Origin of the sequence: Bacteroides ihuae (assembly GCF_900104585.1) — a bacterium.
GTDB lineage: Bacteria > Bacteroidota > Bacteroidia > Bacteroidales > Bacteroidaceae > Bacteroides > Bacteroides ihuae.
In genome coordinates, this window is sequence record NZ_FNVX01000004.1 from 758,044 (window position 1) to 783,195 (window position 25,152).

A 25,152-nucleotide genomic window follows, 5' to 3' on the forward strand; every position below is an offset into this window, starting at 1 on the left:
GGATAAAATATGATTAGTCCACAAGCATTTGTTGATCCCAGCGCAAAGATTGGGAAAAATGTAGAGATATATCCGTTTGCCTATATCGAAAAGAATGTAGAGATTGGTGACAACTGTATCATCATGCCTTACGTAAGCATCATGAGCGGCACCCGCATGGGCCAAGGTAACACCGTATTTCAGAATACAGTGTTAGGAGCTCAACCACAAGATTTTAATTATACAGGAGAACAAGGGGTTTTAATTATCGGACACAACAATGTGATCCGTGAGAATGTGGTAATAAACCGCTCTACTCATTCAAAGGATAAGACCGTTTTAGGAAATAACAACACGCTCTTTGAAGGAGTTCACCTTTCACATGACAGTCAGGTAGCTGATGATTGCTCATTCGGTTATGGAGTAAAAGTTTCAGGAAACTGTACGATCGATTCACATGCCATTCTGGGTAGCCAAGTGGTAGTGCAACAAGGTGCACATGTGGCATCATGGAGCCTGGTCAGAGGTGGTTGCCGCTTTAGCAAAGATATCCCTCCATACGTAGTCGTAGCAGGTAATCCTACTCACTACTATAGCGTTAATGAACTGGTACTATCTCAAAATGGAGTGTCTGAGCATATAGTGAAACATATAGCTAATGCATACAGACTGATCTATCAAGGGAACACCAGTATCTTTGATGCTTTGAAGAGAATTCACGAACAAGTTCCGATGAGCGAAGAGATTGAAGAAATCATCCGTTTCGTAGAAACTTCGGAAGCAGGAAGAGGTATTATCAAGTAACAATTATAGTACTACAAATTAGAAAAAGCCAACTAATCTATCATGGATTGGTTGGCTTTTCTAGTTCTATAAAGAACAGTATATGGTTATGACAGGGTCTTCGTCAAAAGCTATTCACTCAAACTCAACAACTTAACAGCATCCACATATTGTGCAATACCTTTAGACACCATCTTTGCTTCTTTCATTGCAAGTACAACGGTTTGTGGAGTATGTACCACATCACCACCGGCAAATACTCCTTTACGAGTAGTCATGCCATAAGGTAAATCTTTTGTAATTACATAACCAACTTCATTCACTTCAATACCTAAAGAAGTAGAGACGATCCTATTAGCAGGTTTTGAGCCAACAGCTATCAGCACACGATTCATCGGAATTAGCTTCTCGCCCTCAGGATCTTCTACCCGAATAGCTTTCAGCGTATTGTTCTCTCCAACAAATTCCAACGTATTCGTTTCCCAGAGGAAGTTTACCCCTTCTTCTACCGCTTCATTATACTCTGTTTGCAAAGCAGGCATTTCCTCTATCGTCCGATGATAAACGACATTCACTTTTTTTGCTCCCATTCGAATTGCAGTACGCGCTGTATCCATCGCTACGTTTCCGGCACCAATCACCGCCACCTCTTCTCCCTCTATCAGAGGCACAGCAGCACGATTAATTCCCCCGCTGTTATACAAACTAACCATACGTAAGAAGTAAGAAGATTGCAACACTCGATATAAAGTGATTCCCGGAACAGTTAATGTTTTGGGCACAGACGTACCTGATCCTATAAAGACCGCATCAAACTCTCGCTCCAACATGGCATCTACCGTTATCTGGTCTCCCACCCGACAATCATTGATGAAAGTCACACCCAGAGCCTCTATCTTCTTCACCTCACGGCGTACTATTTCTTTCGGCAAGCGATATTCCGGAATCCCATACATCAAGACTCCTCCCGGTTCCTTTTGCCATTCAAACACAACCACATTAAATCCTTGGCGAGCCAGATCACCGGCAACAGTCAGCCCGGCAGGTCCAGAGCCAATCACAGCCACCTTACCTCTATTCTTAGGTACTAGCTTCTCCTTTGTTAAAAGCATGTTACTATCAAAATCAGCAATAAAACGTTCCAGCTTACCTACATTTACAGGGTTTCCCTTTTTATTGAGGATACAGTGTCCCTGGCATTGCTTTTCATGCGGGCATACCCTACCGCATATTGCAGGCAAATTACTCTTTTCATTGAGAATCTGCATTGCAGCACCAATATTACCCATAGACAATTGATTAATAAATCCGGGGATATTATGATCTATGGGGCAACCCTGCACACACAAAGGATTCTTACAATTAAGACATCTCTTTGCTTCATTAATCGCTTCTTTTGTGGTATAGCCGATATTTACCTCTTGAAACGGAGAGGCTTTTGTTTCATTTAATTCATTATACATACTCCTTTTTGCTATGTTGAGATTGCAAATATACGACATTATGGCTCAACAATACAAATATTAGCGCTTATATATTATAAAGAAATTAAATATGTAATAATAACAAATTAATATGGTAATTCAGTAGGGTGGGTGAACTAAGTTATAATTAGCGACAAAAAGATGTGAATGTATGAAATAGATGTATACTTTTAAATTTTATCAAGTATGCAAGTGTTATACAGCAAACATGAATCTGTTCATTTGCTATTGCTCCTTAGAAGTTTTTGTATGACAGGACAAACCAGATCAGCATATCTCATCATCCCCAGATCTGTAAAATGGATGCCATCGACTGTAGCCTCACCATCTCCCCCCAACATATTCTTGGAATGTATCAAAATTATATTTTTCTCTCCTTTTTTCTTTAATGCACTAAATAGTTCATTCAATGTCTGATTTTTCTTCTGCACCTCTCGCGCGATTACTTGATCAAATAATGTGTGTGTAAAAATAGGGTCTTCTATGAAAATAATCGGAGTATTGGAATGTTTATTGCGGATGATCCGATAAAAAGCTTCCATTCGCTCTTTCATTTGCTCAACAGAAGCATTAGGCACAAAATCCAAAACAAAAACACTCGCATCTACTTCTGTTATTACTTTGGCTACTTCCAAATCAAGTAAGGCATTTCCACTGAATCCTAGGTTAATACATTCTCTGTTCAATCTCCGTGATATAATATTGGTATGTGCCATACCAGGTCGTGAAGCACAACCACCCTGCAAAATGCTACTTCCATAAAAGGCAACAGGTTTATTACGAATAGGAGATTCTATCATTGGCTGCTCAAGGCTTGATAGTGAATCCACACCAATCGATAGTGATATTAAACCATCATAAAGTGGTAGATAAAGCATAAATTCCCTCTCTTTTGGCAACATATTGGCGATGATGGTTACTTCAGTCGTTTTCCCCGTGGGACGAGCACTATTGACAAACCTCCAATAGCCTTTTTCTTCCAAACAATACAGATCGAGGCCTTTTACTCCTACATCAGTCATATGATTCATATGATTATTCGAAAGACTTTCCCATTTCACAGCAATCTTAGTAGAAGTACTTCGGAAACGTATAGCCATTCCTGCAGAGTTACGGCTTAAAGCCCAAAGAGGAGGACGAGAAATATTCTTTAATGAATCTGGAAGCCTTTCATAATGCGCCCCAGTTTTTTCAGTTGCTTTTCCTAATAAAGGAAAATTAGAAGCATCCTGATATACGATTTGAGCACGTGTACTCAGTGCAAAAAGCAATAATACAAGTACACTCCTTGTTATTTTTCCATCTAAAAGTTTCATTATTGGTAGTATAAAATTCATAAACTATTTTCAATTATATTAAGCTGATCCGTATCATTCTTAAATATGATAAGGTTTGATAAAGTATAAAAAATAACGATATCAAAGTAGAAGAATGAGAACAACTTATTCACGTTCTCCAAAACCATTTGATTTTCGTAAAATACATAGTTACTAGCACAGATAAAGCAGTTAATATCACTCCTCGCAAGAATCCCATCCACGCATTGGAATTGAAATAGACAAGCAGTGAAGCAACTCCTAACAAATTAGCTACAGGCATGATAAACAGATTTCCAACAACATAAGCCATCATTGGATTTTGTCCCGACATAACTAGAAAGGTAGTACTTTTAAGACAACGAAAATAATCACAGATAATATTCAGAAGCAATAGCGCCATAAATGCCAGCCCGGAAGTAACAAATAGATAACTGAAAGTAGCAGGGTCCTTTTTTATACCTCCTTGAAAAGGTTCAAAGCATAAACCTAGTATGATCAGGAAGGCAGCAGATATAAATAGTCTTCTCCACAACACAATAAAGCCTGTTCCTCTGCGTAGTAACAAGATGCCAGTAACCAGCAACAATATATTCATCAACAGATTCATAAAGATAGCATGTGTGTATAGTCCTACTAAGTTTATGACGATTAGAGCTAAAGTCAAAAAAATCAGTCCAAAAGCTTTCCACTTATTTACAGATTCAAAAGACGAAATATTTCCATCATTACTCTTTATCCATTCCAGCAGATACTCGCCAGCAATACTTCCAGGAATTACAATAAAGAGATATTGCAAATACTCAAAATGAAAAGCCCAAGGCAGAGGAGTATAATTAAATATAATCTGTGTCCAAGAGCCTTCTACCTGAGCACTCAACAATATTGCCATTAAAATAGCTAATAGACCAATTCGTACCGAACGATTATTCATTGTAAAAAGATAAATAATAGAACCAAATATAGCCATATTTGCCAGTAACAATATGATGATATTATTGAATGCCACATCAAAAATTCGATCATCGGCATAGTGCGTTGTCAACATCATGACAACGGCCGTCGCATAAGCGATCATCTTTACACAGAGAGATTTCCATGCCGACATTTTTATAGGAATGCGCATAAACATCGGAAACAACACAATAAAACAGAGTATAGCTAACAACCATGCTCGTACATCTTCCGGATTACTGAGCACATGCGGATAAAAATGTTGGATAAAGATAGCGAAAAAAATTAGCTGCATTCCTCGCTTGACGGCTTCATATATCAATCGTAACTTTGATTCTCCTTTCTCTAACCTTTTTCCAATTGAGAAAGGAAATGCTGCTCCCATGGCAAACAAAAAAAACGGAAAAACAAGATCGACCCAAGTGATTCCTGTCAAACTAGCGTTAAAGGCTCGTTCGGGAGGCGGGGTTTGAGCATGATACATCCAACCGGGCAGTGTACGCCAGGCAACAGTTGCCGAAAGTACCATCGTGATAATGGCATACCCTCGAAGAGCATCTAGAGCATAAGCGCGCTTATTCATATCTATTGGGCAATAGCTTGTATATATTCTTCCCCAAAACGGTCTGTCACCTTGATCTCAATATGAGCGCTTTTATTTTTAGGAGTTGCTCGAAACAGATGTTGTGTCGCTTTTGGAGCAATCCAGGTGTAGACCATTTTCTCTCTATCAGAACAGACAACAGAAGTATAGGGATCTAGTCCCGTATATTGAGTCATATTCCCCATGAGTTTTCCATCTTCCAACCATTCTACCTTCCATCGTTTATCCCAATTCCAAACATTGGCTACGACGTCATTCAGATATTGTTTTGCACTACCTACAGCATAAGTACGTAGTTGGTACTCTTTAGGATAGCCTGAACTCTTATAATACCATTTCACATCATCTCCGTTAACTTCATAGACGCCATAGCCGCGCGGAGTACCATCTAGGCAGACATCTGCTTTCCACCAAGTACCACAGACTGCCGCCGTGTTATGTTCCATTAAATCCTCACTAAAAATAACATTAAGATTATAATGAGTATGCCCCGTGATAAGATGAGCTTTATAAGGTTTCAATATTTTATAGAGTGCACCAGCATTTACCATCTGATCGCCAATCATTTCATAATTATACAAGAATGCATCCTGTTTTTCCTTTTGGCAGGAAGGAATATGCATAATAAAGAAAACGAGTGAACCCTCCGGAACATGAGACAAGTCTTGATCAAGCCAAGAAAATATTCTTTCATCCAAATACCCCATATAGAAATAATCACGTCCGATAAAGAAATTGTTATTCACTACAATGTAATGAGCATTTCCTTTATTAAAAGAATAGTAAGAAGGACCGAAAGTATCTTCAAATGTCTTGTAGGAAGTTTCATGAGTGCGACCATCATAATTCATATCATGATTGCCCATTGCCCGATAAATCGGTATACCCAATTGATCTGCCCTTTTCAGATAGTCAGGATATAGTTCAAGATGATCACCAACAATATCTCCGCAATCAATTCCAAAAACATCTGTTGCTTCATAATGAGTGAGAAGTTGCTTACAATCATCCACTACATTCTGATAAATAGTCAATTCATCTTTAGAAGTAACCTGTATATCAGATTGAGCGATAAAAACATGAGAAGTGTCATCCTTAGGGTTCTTTTTCAGGCTGAAATTATAGGTTTGTTTCTTTGAATGATCTACAGAGAAATAGAAAAAAGGAATACTTCCTGTCCGTTCTGTCAAATAACCGGAAGGAGTACAAATATATACGAAACGGTTATCTCCCAAAGTAGGTATACTATATTTTCCCGAAGCATCGGTCTGTACGCATCTACACCCATCAGTAACCATCACTCCCTCAATTCCCTTACCTTCACAGGTTACTTTACCTTTGATAATATAAATGAGGTTACTTGCCTGAGTCGGAAGACTCAAGCAAGTACAGATTAAAAAGACAAAAAATAGTTGAAGTTTATTCATTCTCATATCAAAGTCTATTTTATAAATTTATCGAATTAACTCTTTAACATATTTCTTATAGATTTGTCGAGCCACTTTTATACCATCACCACCTTCATTATATTTAATAACATTGGCAGGCTTGACCCATTCATTTTCATAAACTAATGATTCGTCAAAAAAAGCTTTGTCATCAAAAGACTCTTTCTTTTCAGCTGCTTCGATCACCTCCTTTATAAAACGATCCCAACGAATAGCATAATACTGATTGGTTAAGCCAGCCCATGAACGGTTGGCATAGTCTGTCAGATGATAACTATCGCCCCAAATAGTGATCAAAGAGCGGGCATTCATTTCATAATAATCTTTAGAGACGGCATCTTGCCCCATATCTCGTGCCTCAGTAATCCACTTTTTCAAGGAAAAAGTGGAATGACAACTAACTAACTTGTCAAGATCAGCTATAATCTCTCTCATTTTATCGCCACGGTTCTTCATCATCTGTATATCTCCAGCTTCATACGCAACGGTGAATTCATCGCGGACCACACTGAAATAGTTACCTAACACTTGTCTACCAATATTGACCAAATCAAATTCATAGCTATTACGCTTGCAATCTTTTACTGATAACAGTAGCTTCCAAGCCTCCAGCAAATCTTTAGAGTGATACTCAATTGTTGGTTTAGTAGTCCAATGCCCATTACCTCTTAGACAAGGGCGTGCATTGGTCAATGTACCCTGACCAACTTGCGCTGGCTGAAGGTACACCTTCTCTGCGAGTATTTCCCATGCCTTTCTTGCTTCAGGAGACTCTTTTCCAATCCGCCTATCTGCCAAGCTCAGGAACCAGTCTTTATCCGTCTGACCGCTATCCCAAGCTTTATCAAAAACAAACTCATACATAAACTGATTCAGGTCGATTCCTTCGAGGGTAGAGCCAACTCCTTTTAGATTACTTCCTCCATTCTTCAAAGCATCAGCCAAACGTTCGCTAACCAAATTTACCGGACCTGACAAGAAAGAATTTCCTCCAAAATTACCCAAATAGCACCAGAGGTACGGTTGTCCAAAGTAACTATCGGTCTGTTTCCATATTTCGGTATATTCACAGAAATAATCCAATAGAATCAGTTTGTCTTGAGGCACAGAACGCAGATACGATTTTATACGCGATGTTGTCCAATGTTTAATATCAGCATAGAATAGCCATGTCATTTGCAACCATACAGCTTCAGTATCTACAGCAGCTACAGACTCATAAATATGTTTAGCCATCATTCCTAAAGAATCGGCATTCCATGAAGGAGGATCAACCTCATTGAATGGGTCAATACCATAAATATGGTCCGTACCGTACAAACGGGTCTGTTCGGTAAGATATTCTTTTTGTATTACGGCATACAGAGAATCCATCGGATTAAGGAAGGTACAGCGATATTGATCAGCAAATCCTCCCCATTCACTTACTCTGGTTGTCTTAATGTTAGGATAAACCCGTTTCAATGCAGCTGGTATATGTCCAGCAAAGGCAGGCAACACAGGCCGCATATTCAACTCACGTTCGCGAGCAACAATTTGTTCTTGCAACTTTGCCTGATTTGCCAGCCATTCCTTAGGTAGTGGACTTTGCCAGCCATCAAGATTACACATCCGATGCCATGGAAGATGTGCCGGTCCTGTAAAATACCCGCGTATCTCTTCATCAGTTAAACCGAGTTTGCTCCAGACTTTATACCAAATCGCTTCCTGCCCTGTAATAGCGAGAGGCATATTGATTCCATTAAGAGCCATCCAATCAATAAAATGCTCCCAATCACTCCATTTCCACCAAACCAATGAGTATCCGAATGTGCAATAATTCAGAAAAAAGCGGGTAGAAACTTTTGCCTTTATAGAGACTTCCACAGGTACCATAGGAAGAACCTTAGGTAACTCTATAGGATCTTCTTTATACCATGAAACAACAGTTAGGCAGTAATTTTTTAAATAGTAATTCAGACCTACAGCCATAGAGTTTGCATTGTTTCCGGAAATAATGATTTTATTCTCTTCACTTTTTATCGTAAAGTAATCTACTGAAGTATCATCCAACAAACGAAAGTCAAAAAAAGAAGATTCTTTGGGAAACAACCTTTGTGCCATTTGGCACATAGCGGTTACATTGGCATCTTCTGCACGTATCTGAGAAACGATGAACAGAAGAAAGAGAATGCTGAGTATTTTCTTCATCATCTATCTTAATGTTTAATAAAACGAATGGCACATCCACCACTTGTAGCAAGTTTTAGATTAAGTGTATCTGAAGCGGTTAATGTTTTTTCCTCATATTTGAAAGACGTAGGATTGGTTTTCCAGTCTGCATCATCTCCATCAGCATATATTTGAGCAGTATATTTAGCATCTGCATCCAAGAAATTCAATGGAACCTCCAATTTTCTTGCATTTTCATCTGTGATACAACCGACATACCAATCGCTAGAGTTCCTATCTTGCCGAGCAAACACAGAGTAATCACCAATCTTTGCATCTACAACATAAGTTTTCTCCCAGTCGGTAGGTACATCCTTAATGAAATCAAACGCTTTTATATTTTTGTAATTTTCCGGAAGATCTGAGGCCATCTGCAAAGGGCTGTAAATAACAACAAAAAGTGCCAATTGCTTAGAAAGCGTAGTGTTAACACGTGTACCCGGATAAGCTTCATTGGCAAAATCAAAAGTACCGAACGTAAAATCCATCGGACCAGCCAACCCTCTGGTAAAAGGAACTACAGTTGTATGCTCCGGTGGATTACCACCATCGGGGGACCATGCGTTGTATTCCTGCCCACGTATTCCTTCTTGAGTCATGAGATTAGGCCATGTGCGCTCTATACCGGTAGGCATTACGGGCTCATGATTATCAATAACTATTTGATATTTGGCTGCTGTTTCTATTACTTTCCTATAATGCCGTACACCATACTGTCCATCGTGTGCTTCTTTAAAGTCCATCAGACGGTTAACATATCCGGTTTTTACAATGTGTACTCCGTATTGTTGATAGAAGGCAAAAGATTTGTCAAGTTGTCTTTCATAATTACGAGTAGCAGCGGCAGTTTCATGATGTCCAATTAACTCCACTCCTTTTTCACGAGCATAGTCTGTTATTTCTTTAATATCAAAATCAGGGTAAGGCTTTGTGAAGTCCAAAGAATCTCCACGCTTCATCCAGTTACCTTCCCATCCTACATTCCATCCTTCAACCAAAACACCAGATATACCATTCTCCGAGGCAAAATCTATATATTTTTTTGTATTTGCAGTTGTCGCACTATGTTTGGGACCATAATACCATGTTCCTTTTCCCAAATGCATTTCCCACCATATCCCGATATATTTCCCGGGCTTTATCCAAGAAGTATCTTTTATTTTTGAAGGCTCATTGAGATTAAGCATTAAGTGAGAAGTAATAAGATCACCTGGCTTGTCAGCTATAACAACTGTTCTCCAAGGAGTAACAAACGGAGTTTTGATATAAGCAGCTACTCCATTAGCCCAAGGGACCAATGAAGCACAAAGAGTTGCGGAATCTTTGACTGTCAGATTCATTTTGGGATAATCAGTCAAGTTTGCTTCGTGAATTGAAAGATATTTGCCAGCTGCAGTCTCCATTGTAAGAGGAGTACGTACAGTATCCAACTTATTGATATCAGAGAATTTTGCTATACATTCATAATATGGATCAGAAGCTGGAATCCACCAAGCTTTGTTTACACGAGGCATTTTAAATTCAGTTTCTTCACTCATGATAACCAAAGAGTCCATAGATTCCTGTTCAGGAAATTCATAGCGGTAGCCAATTCCATCATTAAACAAACGGAATATAACATTAAGTTTACGTTTTCCTTTTACTTCCTGAAGTAACACTTTCAGTTCATTATAGTGGTTACGTACATACCGGCTTTCCCCCCATGGTTGTTCCCAAGTTTCATCCAAAGAGGAGCGTTCGGTGCCTTTAACAATAAAATGATTTAAACTATCTCCATGCTCCAAAACAAAACCGAGTTTGGAGGGAAGTATTACTGCTTTGTTATCCTTGTCCACAGAGTATGAGACTATATTGTCATTGCCCATGACTGTCAGTTGTATTTTACCATCCGGAGACTTTAATACAAAATTATCTGTTCCGCCACAAGCCGAAAGGAAGCTGACAATACTTAGGATATAAAGGATTCTTCTTAATACCGTTAACTGATTCATTTTCTTTCTTTTTTATTGTTCTATTAATTTAGATTGTTTCATTTCCTGAGTATATACATTTCCACAATGATCGGTAACCTCTACACGTATATCAGAGTCTTTTTTCTGAGGAACTGCATAAAACAAGTGTTCGGTAATACCCGCTCCCAAATACCTATGCTTGAAAGTGGAACTGTATTTATCACAATAGTCATAAATAGCAGGATCATATCCGGAAAAACGAGTCATTTCACCTCTGTTTATACTGTTTTCGTACCATCTCACTTTCCATGTTGAATCGTAATTCCAGATGTTTGCTACAATTGCATTTTTTATATTACGGCTAGCACCCACTGGATAAAGCTCAAATTGGTAATCTTTATCTTTATCTGCACATTTATAATACCAATTGACCTTACCCCCATCAAATTCATAAACGGCATACCCGCCCGGAGTTCCATCACATGCCCAAGGAGCTTGCCAAAATAAGGTTGACAAAGGAGCATGTACATGTTCATAGAGATTGTCCGCCAAGACATAGTTTTCATTATAATGTTCATGTCCTGACATAATATGAGCATTGTAAGGCTTTAGTAAGTCATAAAAATGAGAGCGGTTATTCATCACTTTCATAGTCGATTCTTTTCCCCATTCTTTTTGACGTGCTTCTCTTGAGTAAGTGGGGATATGTGTGGCTACAACCACTGTAGATCCCGGAGTCACTTGTCTTAAATCTTGTTCCATCCATTGCAGTTGCTGCTCAGTAAGGTAGCCCACATATAAATAGCTTTTCCCAATAAAAAAAACATCATCAAGTACAATGTAATGTACATCACCTCTGTTGAAAGAATAATAGGTTGGCCCGAAATAAGATTTGTAAGTTGCACGAGCATACTCATTAGAGCGTACATTCAAGTCTAAGTCATGATTTCCAATTACATAGAAAAAAGGAATCCCCGTTTCATGTATTGCATCTATCATCGGTGAAAAATAGCTAGGTTTTTTATTTATATCACCGATAATATCTCCACAAACGACTCCATAAGCCGGTATTCCGGGGTAATTATTTGCCAGTAATTCTTTCACATCTTGTGAAGCATGACGTACCTGTGCCATATCTTCATCAAAATAGACCTGTGGATCAGCCCACACGATCAGGATATGCTTTTTATTATCCTTAGACGACGGAGTTAATTTAAAATCGAGACGTACCTTTTTAGAGAATTTAGCAGGTACTTTTTGAAAGAACACAGGTACTTTGTCTTTCATCGGTACATCGTATTTATCAGGAAGAGTGATATAAATGTATTCTACAGCAGAAGTACTTAGCATAGAATATTGTCCTTTCTTATCAGTAAGAACAATCTGAGTACCATCTGTTACAGGAACATTGGCAATTCCCTTACCCTCGGATACCACTTCCCCATAGTAATATACTGGAGTGAGTGCAGCCTGAACATTGAAAGTAAAGACACTCCATTGAAATGCCCATAAAAGTAATAATAATCTTAATCTCATTTTTTTATCCTTTCGATCTTTATCAAACGAGTAAGTGGCTTGTTGATTTTATATATTTCACTAATCAGCTGACTCATCTCAGCTTTCCATGCTTCACGCACTTGTGGAAATATGGCTTGCGTATAATTAGAATATAAATATTTCACAAGATAATGGCTATTTCGTTCTGCCTTAGCGGCATCAAGAGCCGCTCTATTATCGGCGAAGAGTAGTCCTCTATTTTTAAAGAAAACATACTGCATAGCCATATATTGGCGTAAACGTTTTTCTAGGGCACATCTTTCTTCATTCAAATACATAATAGAAAGACTTTGCTGATATTGGGGAGTAAATGCTATTTCAGCCAGATTAACCCCTCTATCTAACTCGTTTCCGTTCCAATTACCTATATCTACTCCATCAATACTAACTCGGAAAAGCCCACTCAAACCGACTACTTTCATTACTTCCTGATCCATCTCCTGCATAAAAGGAATCTGTTTGATAGCATCACGTACCGTTCCTGTTGTCCCCCAACGAGGTATAGTATCTATTGGATATGGAAGTGACTTAGCTAAATATTTAAACGATAAAGTAGTTTCATTTTGTTTTAAATGAGATATACGACAATTTCGTTCATCCATCACCTTCCTATTATTGGCATTGATATGGAAATAAGCAACTTCTTTTCCGGCAAGTCCTTGTGCTTTCAGAAACAAATAAGCCATTATCATGTGCCCATCTTTATTCGGATGGATTCTGTCGCCCCCACAAAAGGTCGCGGTAGAGTCTGAATGCTGAACTCGTTTATTTAGTTCACACATTACTGGATTGAAATTGACTAATCCCCAACCTCTGTTATTGGCAACTTCAGACTGCATATCAATGATTCTTTTGATCGTTTCATTCTTTCCATGCAATACCTCAACTCCTTCCAATTTTACATTTTCATCATAAGGTGGAGAACCCAACAGAACTACACTTCTTATTGTTTTTTCTGCCAGAATCTTTTGCTGTAAGGTCTCGAAAACAGAACGTGCGTTATTTAATTGCTTAGTCGCATATTCTTCAGAACCAGATTGATTATATCCATCAAAGCCAGAATCATTCATTCCAAAAGAGCAAATCAGATAAGTCGGCTTTTTCACTTTAATATCAGCATCAAACCGAAAATTCATATGGCTCACACAATCGCCGCCAATTCCTCCATTATAGATATGGAGAGGTAAATCAGGAAAATGCGTCATGTAATAAAGCCATATATAAGAGTGATAATACCCACCTTCCGTAATACTATTTCCAAGAAACATGACTCCATCATTCGGTTTGAATGACGGAATCTGCTGTGCACCTATGGGAGATAGCAGAAGACAAAAAGCATATAATACAAAAAATGTTTTTTTCATGCTAGATCATTCTCTATTTTATCGGCGTAAGAATAGCTGCCCAACCGCCACCTTTAGCCATCATTATATTGATCATTTCTCCTTTAGTTACGATTATTTCTTCTTTTTTAAAGTCAGAAGCATGTACATCTGCATTGCGTCCATCTTTGAAAATTTCCATTTTGTATTTTGAAGCATCGAGGAAATCTAACTTTACTTCAATATTGCGGGAATTCCAGTCAGTTAATCCAGCCAAATACCAGTTCTCACCATTTCTACGTGCTATAATTAGGTATTCTCCAATTTTAGCACTGATTGCTTTCGTTTCTTCCCAAGTAGTTGGTATACGAGATATAAAAGAAGCAAATTCTGGAGCCGCATAGTAACTAGAAGGAGAGTCTGCTAGCATTTGCAATGGACTTTCGTACACCACATAAAGTGCAACTTGATGAGCACGTGTACCTTGACTTATTGGATGCACAAAATTAATATGAAAATCTTCTGCTGTTGCATTACCTACTGCTCCGGGAGTATAATCCATCGGACCAGCAGCCATTCTAGTGAATGGAAGAATCAAATCATGTATCGGATTAATATCTCTGGAATCTTTATCATGCTCCATACCCAAAACTCCTTCAAATGTCATCACATTCGGATACTTTTTCTGCAATCCCGATGGTTTGAAAGAGCCGTGAAAATCTACTAGCAATTTACGATCCAGAGCAGCCTTTCCTACTCGCTCATAGAAGTTTACCATATACTGATCAGAACGTTGCATAAAATCAACTTTTATACCTTTAACTCCCCATTTATCATAAACATCTAAAATACCTTCCAAATCTTTAGCGAGTGGATTCCATAAAGTCCATAACACCAAACCGACATTTCTTTCTTTTCCGTATTGTACCAGCTCAGGTATATTCAACTCAGGTATTGACTCTTTAATATTCCAGGTTCCAGCTGACCAGCCTTCGTCTAATAGTACATATTCAATGCCATACTTTGAAGCAAAATCAATAAAATATTTATAAGTATCGGTATTCACACCTGCTTTGAAGTCTACTCCATATACATTGAGAGTACTCCACCAATCCCACGAAATTTTCCCGGGTTTTATCCAATCGGTATCTTTGGTTACAGAAGGCGAAGCTAACTGATATACTAAATTGTTTTCAATAACAGCTCTATCATCTTTATTTATCATTATTAGGCGCCACGGAAAGCTTCTTGTACCCTTTGTTGAAGCAATATAAGATGCTTTCTCAAGAAAAATTTCGTCACGGTCAGTCCCTTTTTTTAATTCACTTTTTAAAACAACAGGAGGGAACTCGCCAGTAAGAGTATTATTTTGATTACCCGCCAAGAATAAGTTCGGATAATCATAGAGATCAGACTCCATTATAACAACTTTTGCACCCTTAGGAGTCGAAAGATAGATAGGCAAATATCCTTTCATGTCTTTCGTTAGAGAAGTCAAGTTTAGCTCGTCAAAAATAGCTTCACAATGAGTTATATATTCCTGATTCTTCTCTCGAGGCCAATATGCCTTACAGCCATCTACCCAATTTTGCTCAACTATTTCACTATTTATGTGGATCTGAGAGTGCTTCAACGCAGTCTCAAACCGGTAAGCAGCTCCATTATTGTATACTCTGAACGTTACAGCATAGTCACCTTTACAAGTTAGCGTTAGTTGAGTATATTGATCTTTTATAATTCTATTTTTTGTGGGAATAACTGCTATTTGCTCTGTACTTATTTTCTTTATTTTAGCCTTTATCACTGTTGGATATACTCCTAGCTGCTTTGGCTGCCCCTCAATATTCATCTGCATTATGCTAGGATTCAAGATGTGCTCTCCATTGTAATCAATGCTCCAAGTTAGCTGTTTGTTAATCATAACAGTTACTTTGATTTGTCCATTAGGAGAACTCACTATGTAATTCTTTGCATGAATAACCATGCATATACATAGAATGTTTAATAGTATAAATACTTTCTTCTTCATTTTTCTACTCTATTAATGCCTTCTTTAATAGCAGCCCAAGTATTCTTATTTATTATGTGAGAAATTTCAAAAACCATCAAACCATCGGAGTTTTTCATACACAAATAGACTGCATCAGACATTGCTTTATTGTCATACACTGTTGCTGAAATAGAACCGTATACTTTGCAATCGCCTTTTGTGAAATTAGTATATGTATTTAAAAAGTTCTCTACAGACCAAACCGAATTTGGATTTTCAGATATCCATACAGCATCAGCATAAGCGCCTAATACAAAAACGTCCAACTGATCAGCAAACCCCGTCTTATTATACGTCTCCGTGTATCTCGAACTTGAGCTGGGAATGTATTTTTTACTAGCCCAATTTTGCCCACAACTATAACGCGAAGCCCAATCTGCTGAAGCCCATAAATGAAGTTCCATGTCGGGATTAATAGCTTTAACTTTAGAGCGAATATTTGAGATCAGATTTGTGACGGTCATTGAACGAAATTCAATCCATTTTTTATATTGCGAACCAACACCTCCTGAAGCAGTAATTATATTATTCTTGTTTGTTACGGTTTCACCAGTATATGTCTCAAATGCTGAAATGGAAGCATCTCCGAATCCATAAGCCCCACCATACCAACGGCAATAGTCCAGACACAATCCTTTAAGTTTTGGATACTTCGTAATAATCTCTTCCACAATAGAAATAACGAATGCTTGAACTTCAGGCAAACATGGATTCAACATTGCTGCGTCCACGTCTGTTTGATCACGCATATCTACAATATTATTTACATTCCCATTTAACATTTCCATTTGAGTTTTTCCATCCCATTTGGAATTATCATAAATGACTCCTTCTTTTCCTTTCGTATAGCCATATCCCAGAGTTGATATTGTGGCAATAACATCAATATCTAAACGTTCTGCCTCTTCGAGCCAATACCCCAAATAGTCCCAATCACGAACTACTCGTTCATCCCCCCATTTCTCTAGTTTTGGCAAAATGTCGCTATCATATAAAGCATAGCCAATTCCTGGTTTTACATCGAGGTAAATCTCATTAAAGCCAGTCTCTTTTATTTTCTCTATGTAAGATGTTATAGCCGATTTCGTTGCAAAACGGCTCAAATTGGCATGTGCATCAATCCATATTGATTTGGGCTTATTTGTCTTTTCTCCAGAATTTCCTGGCTCCAAGGGAATTTCTTTTTCATCACTGTTATCCAATTTAGCTTCATCTTTACTACAGGAAGCTAAAAAGCATAAAAGAATCAATAATAAATATTTTCTCATGATATTTGATCTATTTAAATTCTACTTATTATAATAAAATATTTTATTTACTATAGATGCAGTTGCTCAACCTAAATTGGTTAAGCAACTGTCAGTCCATCACAATCTAAAAGTTATTCAAAACAAGTCATCTTGTATGTATAAAGTCCCAGACGGCCAAACCATACAGCTAAATAAGCTTCTTGGGTATCTTCGTTCCAATACCAGTCTGCCCATGCTCCATAACTCCATCCACGGTTTACGGAATAAGCAATATTTAGGTTCTCATGTGCAAGTGTCTGTAGATCAGAGTTTAATACAGCTGCCGCATGCCACCAGCCTGTACCGCTAGTTACTACGACATAACTCTTCCCATTGATAGGCAATACAGAAACCACAGGGGCACGGCCTCCGCCACGTGAAACAGTAAATCCAGTTCCAACCCACCAAGTTTGTAGTATATTTTGCCAGAATGAAGGCATCACATTCAGTGCTATACCAGCATACGAGTTGACATAACAGTGAATACTGTTTGCTGCTCCTGTAGTTCCCTCTGCATCACCTACAACATAGTTTGGTTGATCAGAATCATCCAAAGGCGAAATCATTTGAAATTGGCTACAATCTTTACTTGAATGACCCGTTTTTATTGTAGTATATTCGGAAGCCAAACGACCTCCTGATACCTTAATACGATAGTGCGTACCTTCCGTATCTCGTGGAGCTAATGCTGTTATCCAAGCATTAGCGGTAATATCTCCTGCTACTTGGAAATTGTTTGAGAGGTCACTTGTTGATGGAGCCATACTCACATTAATCTTGCCTACTGAAATAGGAGTATCCGTCGGTTTAATCCAATAGAAAAACTCGGTTTCATCGCCTGTAACAACAGCTCCCACGCATCTTCCTTTATAATCAGATGTGATCATCTTCAGATTAGCGATCGAAATGGATCCTAAATTCAACGAACCGGTATTGTTCAAAGTCGTTTTATCCACAACTTGTACACCAAGTACTGAATTATTTGCTTCTACATATCCTCGTGAAAGCAATACAATATAATCACCACAATACGCATGATACATTTGTAGATCACCAGATTGTTTATTGTCAGAAAAGCCGAAGTTCCCGACTTCGCCAGGATATCCAAGTTCTACAAAACTCTTTTTAGCCCCAATCTCCGCATAGCTAAATCCAGAACCATAAGGCAATTTATCGGAGATCTCCCAAGTTACAATATAATCGTGCGTTGTCGATTTATCTTCCGATGTAACAGTATATTTAACGCCACCTTCTTGAGCAAAATTCTGAGGTTCTGCTGGATCCGGTGTTACAGTAGCCCCTTTAGAAAGATAGAACACAGGAGCAGCGGACTTCAATTCTTCTGCAGCATCCAGATAAGGAGAAACCTTAATTTTAATATCGTTTTCTCCAATGGACGAATTAAAGACTGTCCCACTCGCACCTTTCACCTTAAAGGAGATCATTATTTTAGCTTCACGACCCATTTTTTCACTTAAGCTCTCTTCGCAAGATCCTAAGAATAGGACGCAGCCTAATACGGCTCCCAATATAATTTTTGAATTTATTTTTTTCATCTTACAATTCGTTAAGTTTGATTCTCGTTATTCATAATAGCCTCTAATACGATATCTACGTGTTGTCCCAACGCCAGATTTTGTAGTTATAATAATTCCATCTCCCGTAATATCATGCTTTCCAGACAAAGAAGGAGTGATGAATTCGTCATAAGTCACAGTCGCTACCAGATAGATACTAGTCAAATCGACATCTTCCTCTAAAGATTTGGGAATAGCAAATAATATCAAGCCATAGCCACCTTCAATATCTTCTTGAGTAAACTCCCCTGACATCAATTCATCATTCTTATTATACTCATATATTTCTCCTCTGAATTCACCACTGCCATGAGATGCTTTACAAATCATTTGTGAGATAGTCGTTTTTCTATGGACAAATTCGTCATCAGCTTCAGCGCAACTTTGCAATAAAACAGTCACCATAAAGACGCCTAGCATCCATACTCCAATTTTACTTATAATTTTCATATCGAATATTTTTTAGTCTTTTATTAATTACCAATAAGGGTTGTTCTCACATAATTTATTATTTGCTGTTTCTGATGTCGGCAAAGAGAAATAATAATATTTCTCAAGAAATATACGTGGACTTCCTCCATCACATGCAAGTTTTTCATACGAAAAGGTACCATCATTAGCCTTTGTTATTTTTACGCCATGCGCATTCTGCCCATTAACAACATTTTCTGCAAGCTTCCAACGACGTAAGTCCCAATACCGAAAACCTTCACCAGCTAATTCAACACAACGTTCTTTACGCAATAATGCCATAAATGAATCTTTATCAGAAGCATCCGTTAAGGTTTTCTCAGGTAAGCCAACTCGCTTTCTAACTTCATTCAGCGCACCTAAAGCTTCTGCGCTATATTTATCATAATCTAGTTGTGCATACGCTTCAGCTTTGTTCAGCAAAACTTCGGCATAACGTAAAACCGCATCATACTGCCAACTATAATCAGTGACAAATGTCGAATTATTTTCTTGCAAATATTTACGTAAATAATAACCGGTACAAGTATGTCCATTAGTTGAGCCGCTTTGGGTAAATGCTGTAAATCCATCACTTCCGCCAACATAAGTTTGAATTGTCCTACCTTCCCATTTACAGCCATTATACATAACAGTTGCTTGGAAACGAGGTTCGCGATCGACGTAAGGATCTGCATGATTTTCAGCATAAGTATTCCATTGAAACTCTGTTCCATCCTTAAATTCATAAAGATCTGCTAATTCAGCTGTCGGCACATGTTCTGCATATACTTGAGTATTGTATACAGCATTATCACCGAATGGACGATTATAACGATCATAATTATGTGTAACGCTTCCTTTCAGGTAATATAAAGCAAATAGGATTTCCTTTGAATTATCCTGCCCACCATCTACTTGGAAAACTTTCGCATAATCCTTTGCAAGCTCTCCACCTAAGCTCTTTACTTTATTGGCTGCATCGATTGCAACTTGCCATTGACCGGCAAACAAAGCCATACGTGAGATTAGTCCATAAGCAGTCTTTTGAGTTGCTCTTCCTTCCCATGAAGCAGCCCAAGATTCCGGTAGATGTTCTCCAGCCCATTGCAACTCTTTAATCACAAAGTCCCAACTTTCAGCTTCAGTAGCACGTTTGCGATTTATATCAGCCTCATAAGAGCCATCATCTACTCCATTTGTACCAGAAGTTTCCGTACGAAGCACTACTCCACCATAAACACGAATCAGACGGTAATATGAGAACGCACGACAAAGACGTACTTCTGCGCGACGAATGTTACACCAATCTTCACCATATCTGGATACACCATAACGTGTAATTTCATCCAGTAGCACATTGGCACGGCGGATGCGTCCGTATACGTCATTCCAACATTCAAATGCACCTGCACTACCAGTAGTGAACGCGCTAGTTTGCAATAAAGCCTTATTATATTGGTGGCTATATAAGTCCCATGCAGTAGATTTCATCAGATCTGAATAACTGTCATAATAAACAGAACGGCTATTAGCGACTTGTGAAACATCGGTAAATGTCTTATAAGCTGCTGTTATATACATTTCTGTGGCACTCTCTGTATCCCAAACGGCTAAATCAGAAAGCACTGTTGTATCATTCAAATCTAACACGTCACACGAAGTTACTCCTAAGCAAAAAGCAACGGCACCTATTAAAATTCTGACTGTTCTTTTTTTCATTTTATTTCCTCCTTAAATTAGAATGTTACATTAAGACCTAGACTGTAGGTTGCCTGCTGCGGATAATATCCATTGCTTACAGATGGACTTTCAGGATCAACATACTTAAAATGACTTAATGTGAGCAAGTTAGTACCTGCTAAATAGATATTTACTCGGCTAAATGGGGTTTTTTGCAATAAAGACTTGGGGAAATTATATCCAATATTTAGGTTTTTTAAACGTAAGTACTCACCATTGACAACCCACCAAGAAGAACGCCAAGCATTGTTACCGTTAGGAATAGTTGATAAACGAGGATATTTAGCATTCGTATTTTCAGGAGTCCATGCACCTTCTATCAGATAGTATGGCGAATTACCGCCAGATCCAAATGGACTTGTGTAGGAAGTAGCAGCAGTTACCCCTGTATCATATACACCAGACAATTCATAATCACAATGTGTAACACCTTGCCACAACATTGTTGCATAGAAGTTTTTGTAAGTTACTTCCATATTTAATGAGAAATTGATTTCAGGTACACTACCATAACCAATTTTCAGGTAATCATATTGCTGATTAATGATACCATCACCATTGACATCCCGATACTTAAGATCACCTAGATTAATATTGCCTGATGGAGCTGCCGGGTAATTATCTATTTCATCTTGGCTTTGGAATAGTCCGAGCGTCTGAAAACCATAACGTGCATTCATCGACTCCCCTAATACCGAACGATAATTAGGATAATTATCTGTTACAGCTTTTTTTAGTACACGATTACGTGCAAAGGAGAAATTGCCAGTCAATCTGTAACTCCAATCTCTGTTAATACGATTATTATGCTTCAATGTAAGTTCAAAGCCTCTGTTATCTACCTTTCCCGAGTTTTGATAACTTGGATAATATCCCCCCAATGAAGTAGGATAGCTACCACTTTTGCTTTCCAAAATATCTTCAGTCAGTTGATAGAACAGATCGAATTCCACACCTAATTTCTGGTTCCAGAGATCAAATTCCACACCTAAATTATAGCTGTGAGTAGTAGCCCATGTTAGATCGCGATAGATGTATGGATTCTTTGAATAGAATTGTGCTGTAGCAGAATTTCCAAAAACCATACTATTATTTGCAACAGCAAATGTCGAATTATATAAATAAGGAGTTACATTATCATTACCAGATTCACCATAACTGGCTCGAATTTTAAAGTAATCTACAAATGGAAGAGCTTTTTGGAAAAAATCTTCTTGCGATATTACCCAACCAGCAGAAACAGAAGGAAAGAATCCCCAACGATTCTCTGGAGCAAATACGTATGAACCATCATAGCGGAAAGCAAATTCCGCAAGATATTTTTGATTATAAGCATAATTTAGACGCCCTGCCCATGATGCTTGCCCTGTATATGAGTGTGAACCAGTTACCGGTGTTTCAGGGAAAGTAGTCCCCAAAGTTAAGTCAACAGGATCATCACTATAATAACCTCGTTTTGTGCCAGTCATAGTATTAGAATATTTCTTTTGCGCTTCATAAAAGAATAGTGCGCCTATATGGCTTTTGTCAAAATCCCGTGAATAATTAATTTGCGGGCGAAATAGCCAAGCATCACCCCAAGAAGCAGATTTTGAGTATCCCCCACCTTTAGAGAACCCACTTGCGCCAGCTACGCCTTCGTCAAAATTCTTATTGACATAATACAATTCATAATAACGGTCATAATTAGAATCCGTTGTATTGATATAATTATATGCAGCAAAAACAGATGATTTTAGGCCCTTTAATACATTAGTTAAATCAGAGAAGTCGTATTCCAATTTGTAATTAGAATCCAATGCCCAACGAGTTTGACGCTTATATCCAGATTCGGTTAACGCTGCATAACCATTTACGTAATAGCTACTACCCATCCAAGCCGTAGGTAAACCATTGAATTCGGATTTAATGACAGGTACAGAATTAATCGCTTGCCTAATCGGATCAAATTCCCCTTGATTACCAATTGCTGTACCAGGCCAGTCTCTATCTGAACGATATCCTGAGATATTAGTTGTAAACCTTAGATTTTTAGCAACCTGAACATCCAAGTTAGAACGTACATTATAACGAGTAAAACTTGTATTCTTCAAAGTACCTTCTTGATCCATGCAACCAAGGCTTGCAAAATACTTGGTTTTTTCCGTGCCACCAGAAGCTGATATATTGTGTTGTTGTGTGAGACCAGTTTTAAAAACCTTCTTCAACCAATCTGTTTCACCCCAAATACTGTTAGGGTCATTACTTAATACCTTGTTTTGAATATCAGCTGTCCATAGAGGCGTTAATCCATCCATTTCACGAGCTTTGTTGTTCCAATACATGTAATCACTGGCATTTAAAAATTCAGGCATTGCTGTGTTTTTCGTCATTGTCAATGAAGCATCATAAGCAATTGTGGCCGGACCTTCTCCACCTGATTTGGTAGTAATCAAGATAACACCGTTTGCACCTTGCACACCATAAATAGCAGCTGACGCATCTTTTAGTACAGAGATACTCTCAATATCATTCGGATTAACGTAATCCATAGGACGGGCTACTCCATCCACAATCACCATCGGGCTATTATCACTGAATGCATTCATACCCCGCACATATAGAGCGGTACCATCAGCACCTGGGTTACCGGATGATTGAATGCTGGTTAATCCAGATATTTTGCCAGTAAGCAGATTAGACACGTTCTGCATCGGTGCTTTCATGAGCTCCTTGGCACTTACCGAAGAGACTGATCCTGTCAAATTTCCTCTTTTCTGAGTTCCATAACCAACTACGACGACTTCATCTAAGACTTTTGAATCTTCTTTCAAATGAACAACGATTTTCGAACGCCCTTGTAAAGGCATTTCTTGTGTCTGGTACCCAATAAAAGATATGACTAATGTAGCTTTTAAGCTTGGAACGCTTAAACTAAATTGGCCGTCAATATTGGTAATAGTACCCTTGGACGGGTTTCCTTTTAAACTAACAGTGCTGCCGACTAACGGCTCATTGTTAGAGTCATACACTGTTCCTTGGACATTTGCGGCTTGCTGAGCCCAAATACCTAAAACAGAAAATGAACAGATCAATAAGGCTACAAGCCTTATACTCCATGTGATTTGTTTTTTCATAAAAATAAAAATATAAGTATTAATAAAACGAACAGAATCAATTTATCTCTCTTATTTATGTCTTTCAACATCTTCAATACCTTTTTTGATTCCATCCCATAGATTCATTTCAATAACTTGTACGATATCGAATACCATCAAGCCATCTGATTTTTCGAGACAAATACTAACAGCGTCCGCAATGTTTGTCTGGTGATTTAAAGCATAAATACTTCCAAGAACATTACAGTCATGACCTATTAACTTTTGTGCGCGAGCAATACCGTATTCTATAGATTCAGGATCATCCATGCCATAGATCCGTTCTAGATAAGTTCCACACAAAAAAGTGTCAAGATAAGGTGCAAAACCGCTATCATTATATGCTTTCGACCCCCACGGATAGTTAAGTGAGAAGTCAGATTTCGGACTAGCCCAATTCTGCCCCTGTCCATAAATCCCATGAATCCAAGAAGCTGCCCAATATTCTAATTTTACTTTATTATTAATAGAATGAATTTCCTTACGCGCCTCTTTTACAAAGCTCGAAATTACGTTAGCGCGAAATGCCCACCATTCTTTATAATAGATACCCATCTTTTTCGTTCCGTCTGCATTCCACGTAAAGATGTCTTCTGGGAAGTTTTTTACTCTCTTACCCAAGTAGCGTTCAAAAGCCTTACGAGTATCATCCGAAAAATCACTATTGTCACTAGGATATCGACAGTAATCTAATGCATAAGCATCAACATTATAGTTTTTCACAATTTCATGAATGATGCTTAAAGCATACTTACGAACATCTTTACGTACCGGATTTAGAAAAGCGCCCACCTTTTGTTCGTCATTCTTAATATCAATCATTTGATTATTAGGCATATATTCCAAACAGGTTTTTCCATCCCAACGCTCATCTTCATATACTAAACCTTCGCGGGTTTTCGGATGCCCTGATGGAAACATGCCTGTAGAGACTGTTACTTTTAGATTCAAACGATGAGCCTCATCTATAAAATATTGTAAATAATCCCAATCGCGATGAATCACTTTACCATGGATAGTCGTAAGTCTTGGAACAATTTTACTGTTGTATAAAACTTTTCCGTATATAGGCTTTACATCTACCACTACTTGATTAAATCCAACTGATTTAGCTTTCTCCAAATAATAAGAAACAGAGTCTTTGGAGGCAAAACGTTCAAAGTTAGCTTCTGCATCAAACCATAAATATTTAGGCTTTTCTTTGCCACCAGTTCCAGCAAAAGAATAGGTCGCAAACAATAAAAATAGCCATGTAATAGTTTTCTTTAACATTCTTCAAAGTTATATAAATATTTT

The 25,152-nt window shown here is 38.1% G+C and carries 16 protein-coding genes; 1 reads left to right on the forward strand and 15 read right to left on the reverse strand.

The genetic code is table 11. The features are described from left to right. Window positions 1–9: 9 nt before the first annotated feature. A complete protein-coding gene (gene lpxA / locus BQ5338_RS03935; protein ID WP_071145490.1) occupies window positions 10–783 on the forward strand; it encodes an acyl-ACP--UDP-N-acetylglucosamine O-acyltransferase in 774 nt (257 codons plus the stop codon). Window positions 784–893: 110 nt separating this feature from the next. On the opposite strand, the gene BQ5338_RS03940 is transcribed toward lpxA, so the two are convergent. The 15 genes from BQ5338_RS03940 to BQ5338_RS04010 all read right to left on the reverse strand — a co-directional run bounded on the left by BQ5338_RS03940 (window position 894) and on the right by BQ5338_RS04010 (window position 25,128). Next, a complete protein-coding gene (locus BQ5338_RS03940; protein WP_071145491.1) occupies window positions 894–2,225 on the reverse strand; it encodes an NAD(P)-dependent oxidoreductase in 1,332 nt (443 codons plus the stop codon). Between the two features lie 239 nt (window positions 2,226–2,464). Further along, on the reverse strand, window positions 2,465–3,562 hold the full coding sequence (locus BQ5338_RS03945; RefSeq protein ID WP_078063386.1) for an SGNH/GDSL hydrolase family protein: 1,098 nt from the start codon (window positions 3,560–3,562) through the stop codon (window positions 2,465–2,467). A gap of 130 nt (window positions 3,563–3,692) precedes the next feature. Beyond that, window positions 3,693–5,099: a DUF5009 domain-containing protein gene (locus tag BQ5338_RS03950; protein ID WP_071145492.1), complete on the reverse strand. Its 1,407-nt coding sequence runs from the start codon at window positions 5,097–5,099 to the stop codon at window positions 3,693–3,695. A gap of 2 nt (window positions 5,100–5,101) precedes the next feature. Next, on the reverse strand, window positions 5,102–6,553 hold the full coding sequence (locus BQ5338_RS03955; protein WP_071145493.1) for a calcineurin-like phosphoesterase C-terminal domain-containing protein: 1,452 nt from the start codon (window positions 6,551–6,553) through the stop codon (window positions 5,102–5,104). A gap of 21 nt (window positions 6,554–6,574) precedes the next feature. After that, window positions 6,575–8,758, reverse strand: coding sequence for an alpha-N-acetylglucosaminidase (locus BQ5338_RS03960; protein WP_078063387.1), 2,184 nt, complete (start codon window positions 8,756–8,758; stop codon window positions 6,575–6,577). An 8-nt stretch (window positions 8,759–8,766) separates the two neighbouring features. Then, entirely contained in the window at window positions 8,767–10,770 is a 2,004-nt protein-coding gene (locus BQ5338_RS03965) for a glycoside hydrolase family 97 protein (protein ID WP_071145494.1), read from the reverse strand. A gap of 12 nt (window positions 10,771–10,782) precedes the next feature. Then, complete coding sequence (locus BQ5338_RS03970; RefSeq protein ID WP_071145495.1) at window positions 10,783–12,267, reverse strand: calcineurin-like phosphoesterase C-terminal domain-containing protein; 1,485 nt, start codon at window positions 12,265–12,267, stop codon at window positions 10,783–10,785. Beyond that, window positions 12,264–13,652 (reverse strand): SGNH/GDSL hydrolase family protein, encoded by a 1,389-nt coding sequence (locus BQ5338_RS03975; RefSeq protein WP_071145496.1) that lies wholly within the window; start codon window positions 13,650–13,652, stop codon window positions 12,264–12,266. Before BQ5338_RS03975 ends, BQ5338_RS03970 begins: the two co-directional genes overlap by 4 nt. Window positions 13,653–13,665: 13 nt before the next feature. Further along, window positions 13,666–15,639, reverse strand: a complete 1,974-nt coding sequence (locus tag BQ5338_RS03980) for a glycoside hydrolase family 97 protein (RefSeq protein ID WP_071145497.1) — start codon at window positions 15,637–15,639, stop codon at window positions 13,666–13,668. After that, the gene (locus tag BQ5338_RS03985; RefSeq protein ID WP_071145498.1) at window positions 15,636–16,928 is read right to left on the reverse strand and encodes a family 10 glycosylhydrolase; all 1,293 of its coding nucleotides are present in this window, start codon (window positions 16,926–16,928) and stop codon (window positions 15,636–15,638) included. Before BQ5338_RS03985 ends, BQ5338_RS03980 begins: the two co-directional genes overlap by 4 nt. A 113-nt stretch (window positions 16,929–17,041) precedes the next feature. Then, entirely contained in the window at window positions 17,042–18,505 is a 1,464-nt protein-coding gene (locus BQ5338_RS03990) for a DUF5018 domain-containing protein (RefSeq protein WP_071145499.1), read from the reverse strand. A gap of 27 nt (window positions 18,506–18,532) precedes the next feature. Further along, the gene (locus BQ5338_RS03995; RefSeq protein WP_071145500.1) at window positions 18,533–18,976 is read right to left on the reverse strand and encodes a hypothetical protein; all 444 of its coding nucleotides are present in this window, start codon (window positions 18,974–18,976) and stop codon (window positions 18,533–18,535) included. A gap of 27 nt (window positions 18,977–19,003) precedes the next feature. Continuing rightward, on the reverse strand, window positions 19,004–20,698 hold the full coding sequence (locus BQ5338_RS04000; RefSeq protein ID WP_071145501.1) for a RagB/SusD family nutrient uptake outer membrane protein: 1,695 nt from the start codon (window positions 20,696–20,698) through the stop codon (window positions 19,004–19,006). Window positions 20,699–20,715: 17 nt separating this feature from the next. Continuing rightward, window positions 20,716–23,835 (reverse strand): SusC/RagA family TonB-linked outer membrane protein, encoded by a 3,120-nt coding sequence (locus BQ5338_RS04005; protein ID WP_071145502.1) that lies wholly within the window; start codon window positions 23,833–23,835, stop codon window positions 20,716–20,718. Window positions 23,836–23,886: 51 nt separating this feature from the next. Beyond that, window positions 23,887–25,128, reverse strand: a complete 1,242-nt coding sequence (locus BQ5338_RS04010; protein WP_078063388.1) for a family 10 glycosylhydrolase — start codon at window positions 25,126–25,128, stop codon at window positions 23,887–23,889. Window positions 25,129–25,152: the final 24 nt, after the last annotated feature.

Coding starts and splice junctions, on each gene's coding strand:
- BQ5338_RS04000 (WP_071145501.1), bottom strand. CDS start 20,698: ATGAAAAAAAGAACAGTCAGAATTTTAATAGGTGCCGTTGCTTTTTGC.
- BQ5338_RS03975 (WP_071145496.1), bottom strand. CDS start 13,652: ATGAAAAAAACATTTTTTGTATTATATGCTTTTTGTCTTCTGCTATCT.
- BQ5338_RS03950 (WP_071145492.1), bottom strand. CDS start 5,099: ATGAATAAGCGCGCTTATGCTCTAGATGCTCTTCGAGGGTATGCCATT.
- BQ5338_RS03955 (WP_071145493.1), bottom strand. CDS start 6,553: ATGAGAATGAATAAACTTCAACTATTTTTTGTCTTTTTAATCTGTACT.
- BQ5338_RS03940 (WP_071145491.1), bottom strand. CDS start 2,225: ATGTATAATGAATTAAATGAAACAAAAGCCTCTCCGTTTCAAGAGGTA.
- BQ5338_RS03995 (WP_071145500.1), bottom strand. CDS start 18,976: ATGAAAATTATAAGTAAAATTGGAGTATGGATGCTAGGCGTCTTTATG.
- BQ5338_RS03985 (WP_071145498.1), bottom strand. CDS start 16,928: ATGAGAAAATATTTATTATTGATTCTTTTATGCTTTTTAGCTTCCTGT.
- BQ5338_RS04005 (WP_071145502.1), bottom strand. CDS start 23,835: ATGAAAAAACAAATCACATGGAGTATAAGGCTTGTAGCCTTATTGATC.
- BQ5338_RS03980 (WP_071145497.1), bottom strand. CDS start 15,639: ATGAAGAAGAAAGTATTTATACTATTAAACATTCTATGTATATGCATG.
- BQ5338_RS03965 (WP_071145494.1), bottom strand. CDS start 10,770: ATGAATCAGTTAACGGTATTAAGAAGAATCCTTTATATCCTAAGTATT.
- BQ5338_RS03960 (WP_078063387.1), bottom strand. CDS start 8,758: ATGAAGAAAATACTCAGCATTCTCTTTCTTCTGTTCATCGTTTCTCAG.
- lpxA (WP_071145490.1), top strand. CDS start 10: ATGATTAGTCCACAAGCATTTGTTGATCCCAGCGCAAAGATTGGGAAA.
- BQ5338_RS04010 (WP_078063388.1), bottom strand. CDS start 25,128: ATGTTAAAGAAAACTATTACATGGCTATTTTTATTGTTTGCGACCTAT.
- BQ5338_RS03990 (WP_071145499.1), bottom strand. CDS start 18,505: ATGAAAAAAATAAATTCAAAAATTATATTGGGAGCCGTATTAGGCTGC.
- BQ5338_RS03970 (WP_071145495.1), bottom strand. CDS start 12,267: ATGAGATTAAGATTATTATTACTTTTATGGGCATTTCAATGGAGTGTC.
- BQ5338_RS03945 (WP_078063386.1), bottom strand. CDS start 3,562: ATGAAACTTTTAGATGGAAAAATAACAAGGAGTGTACTTGTATTATTG.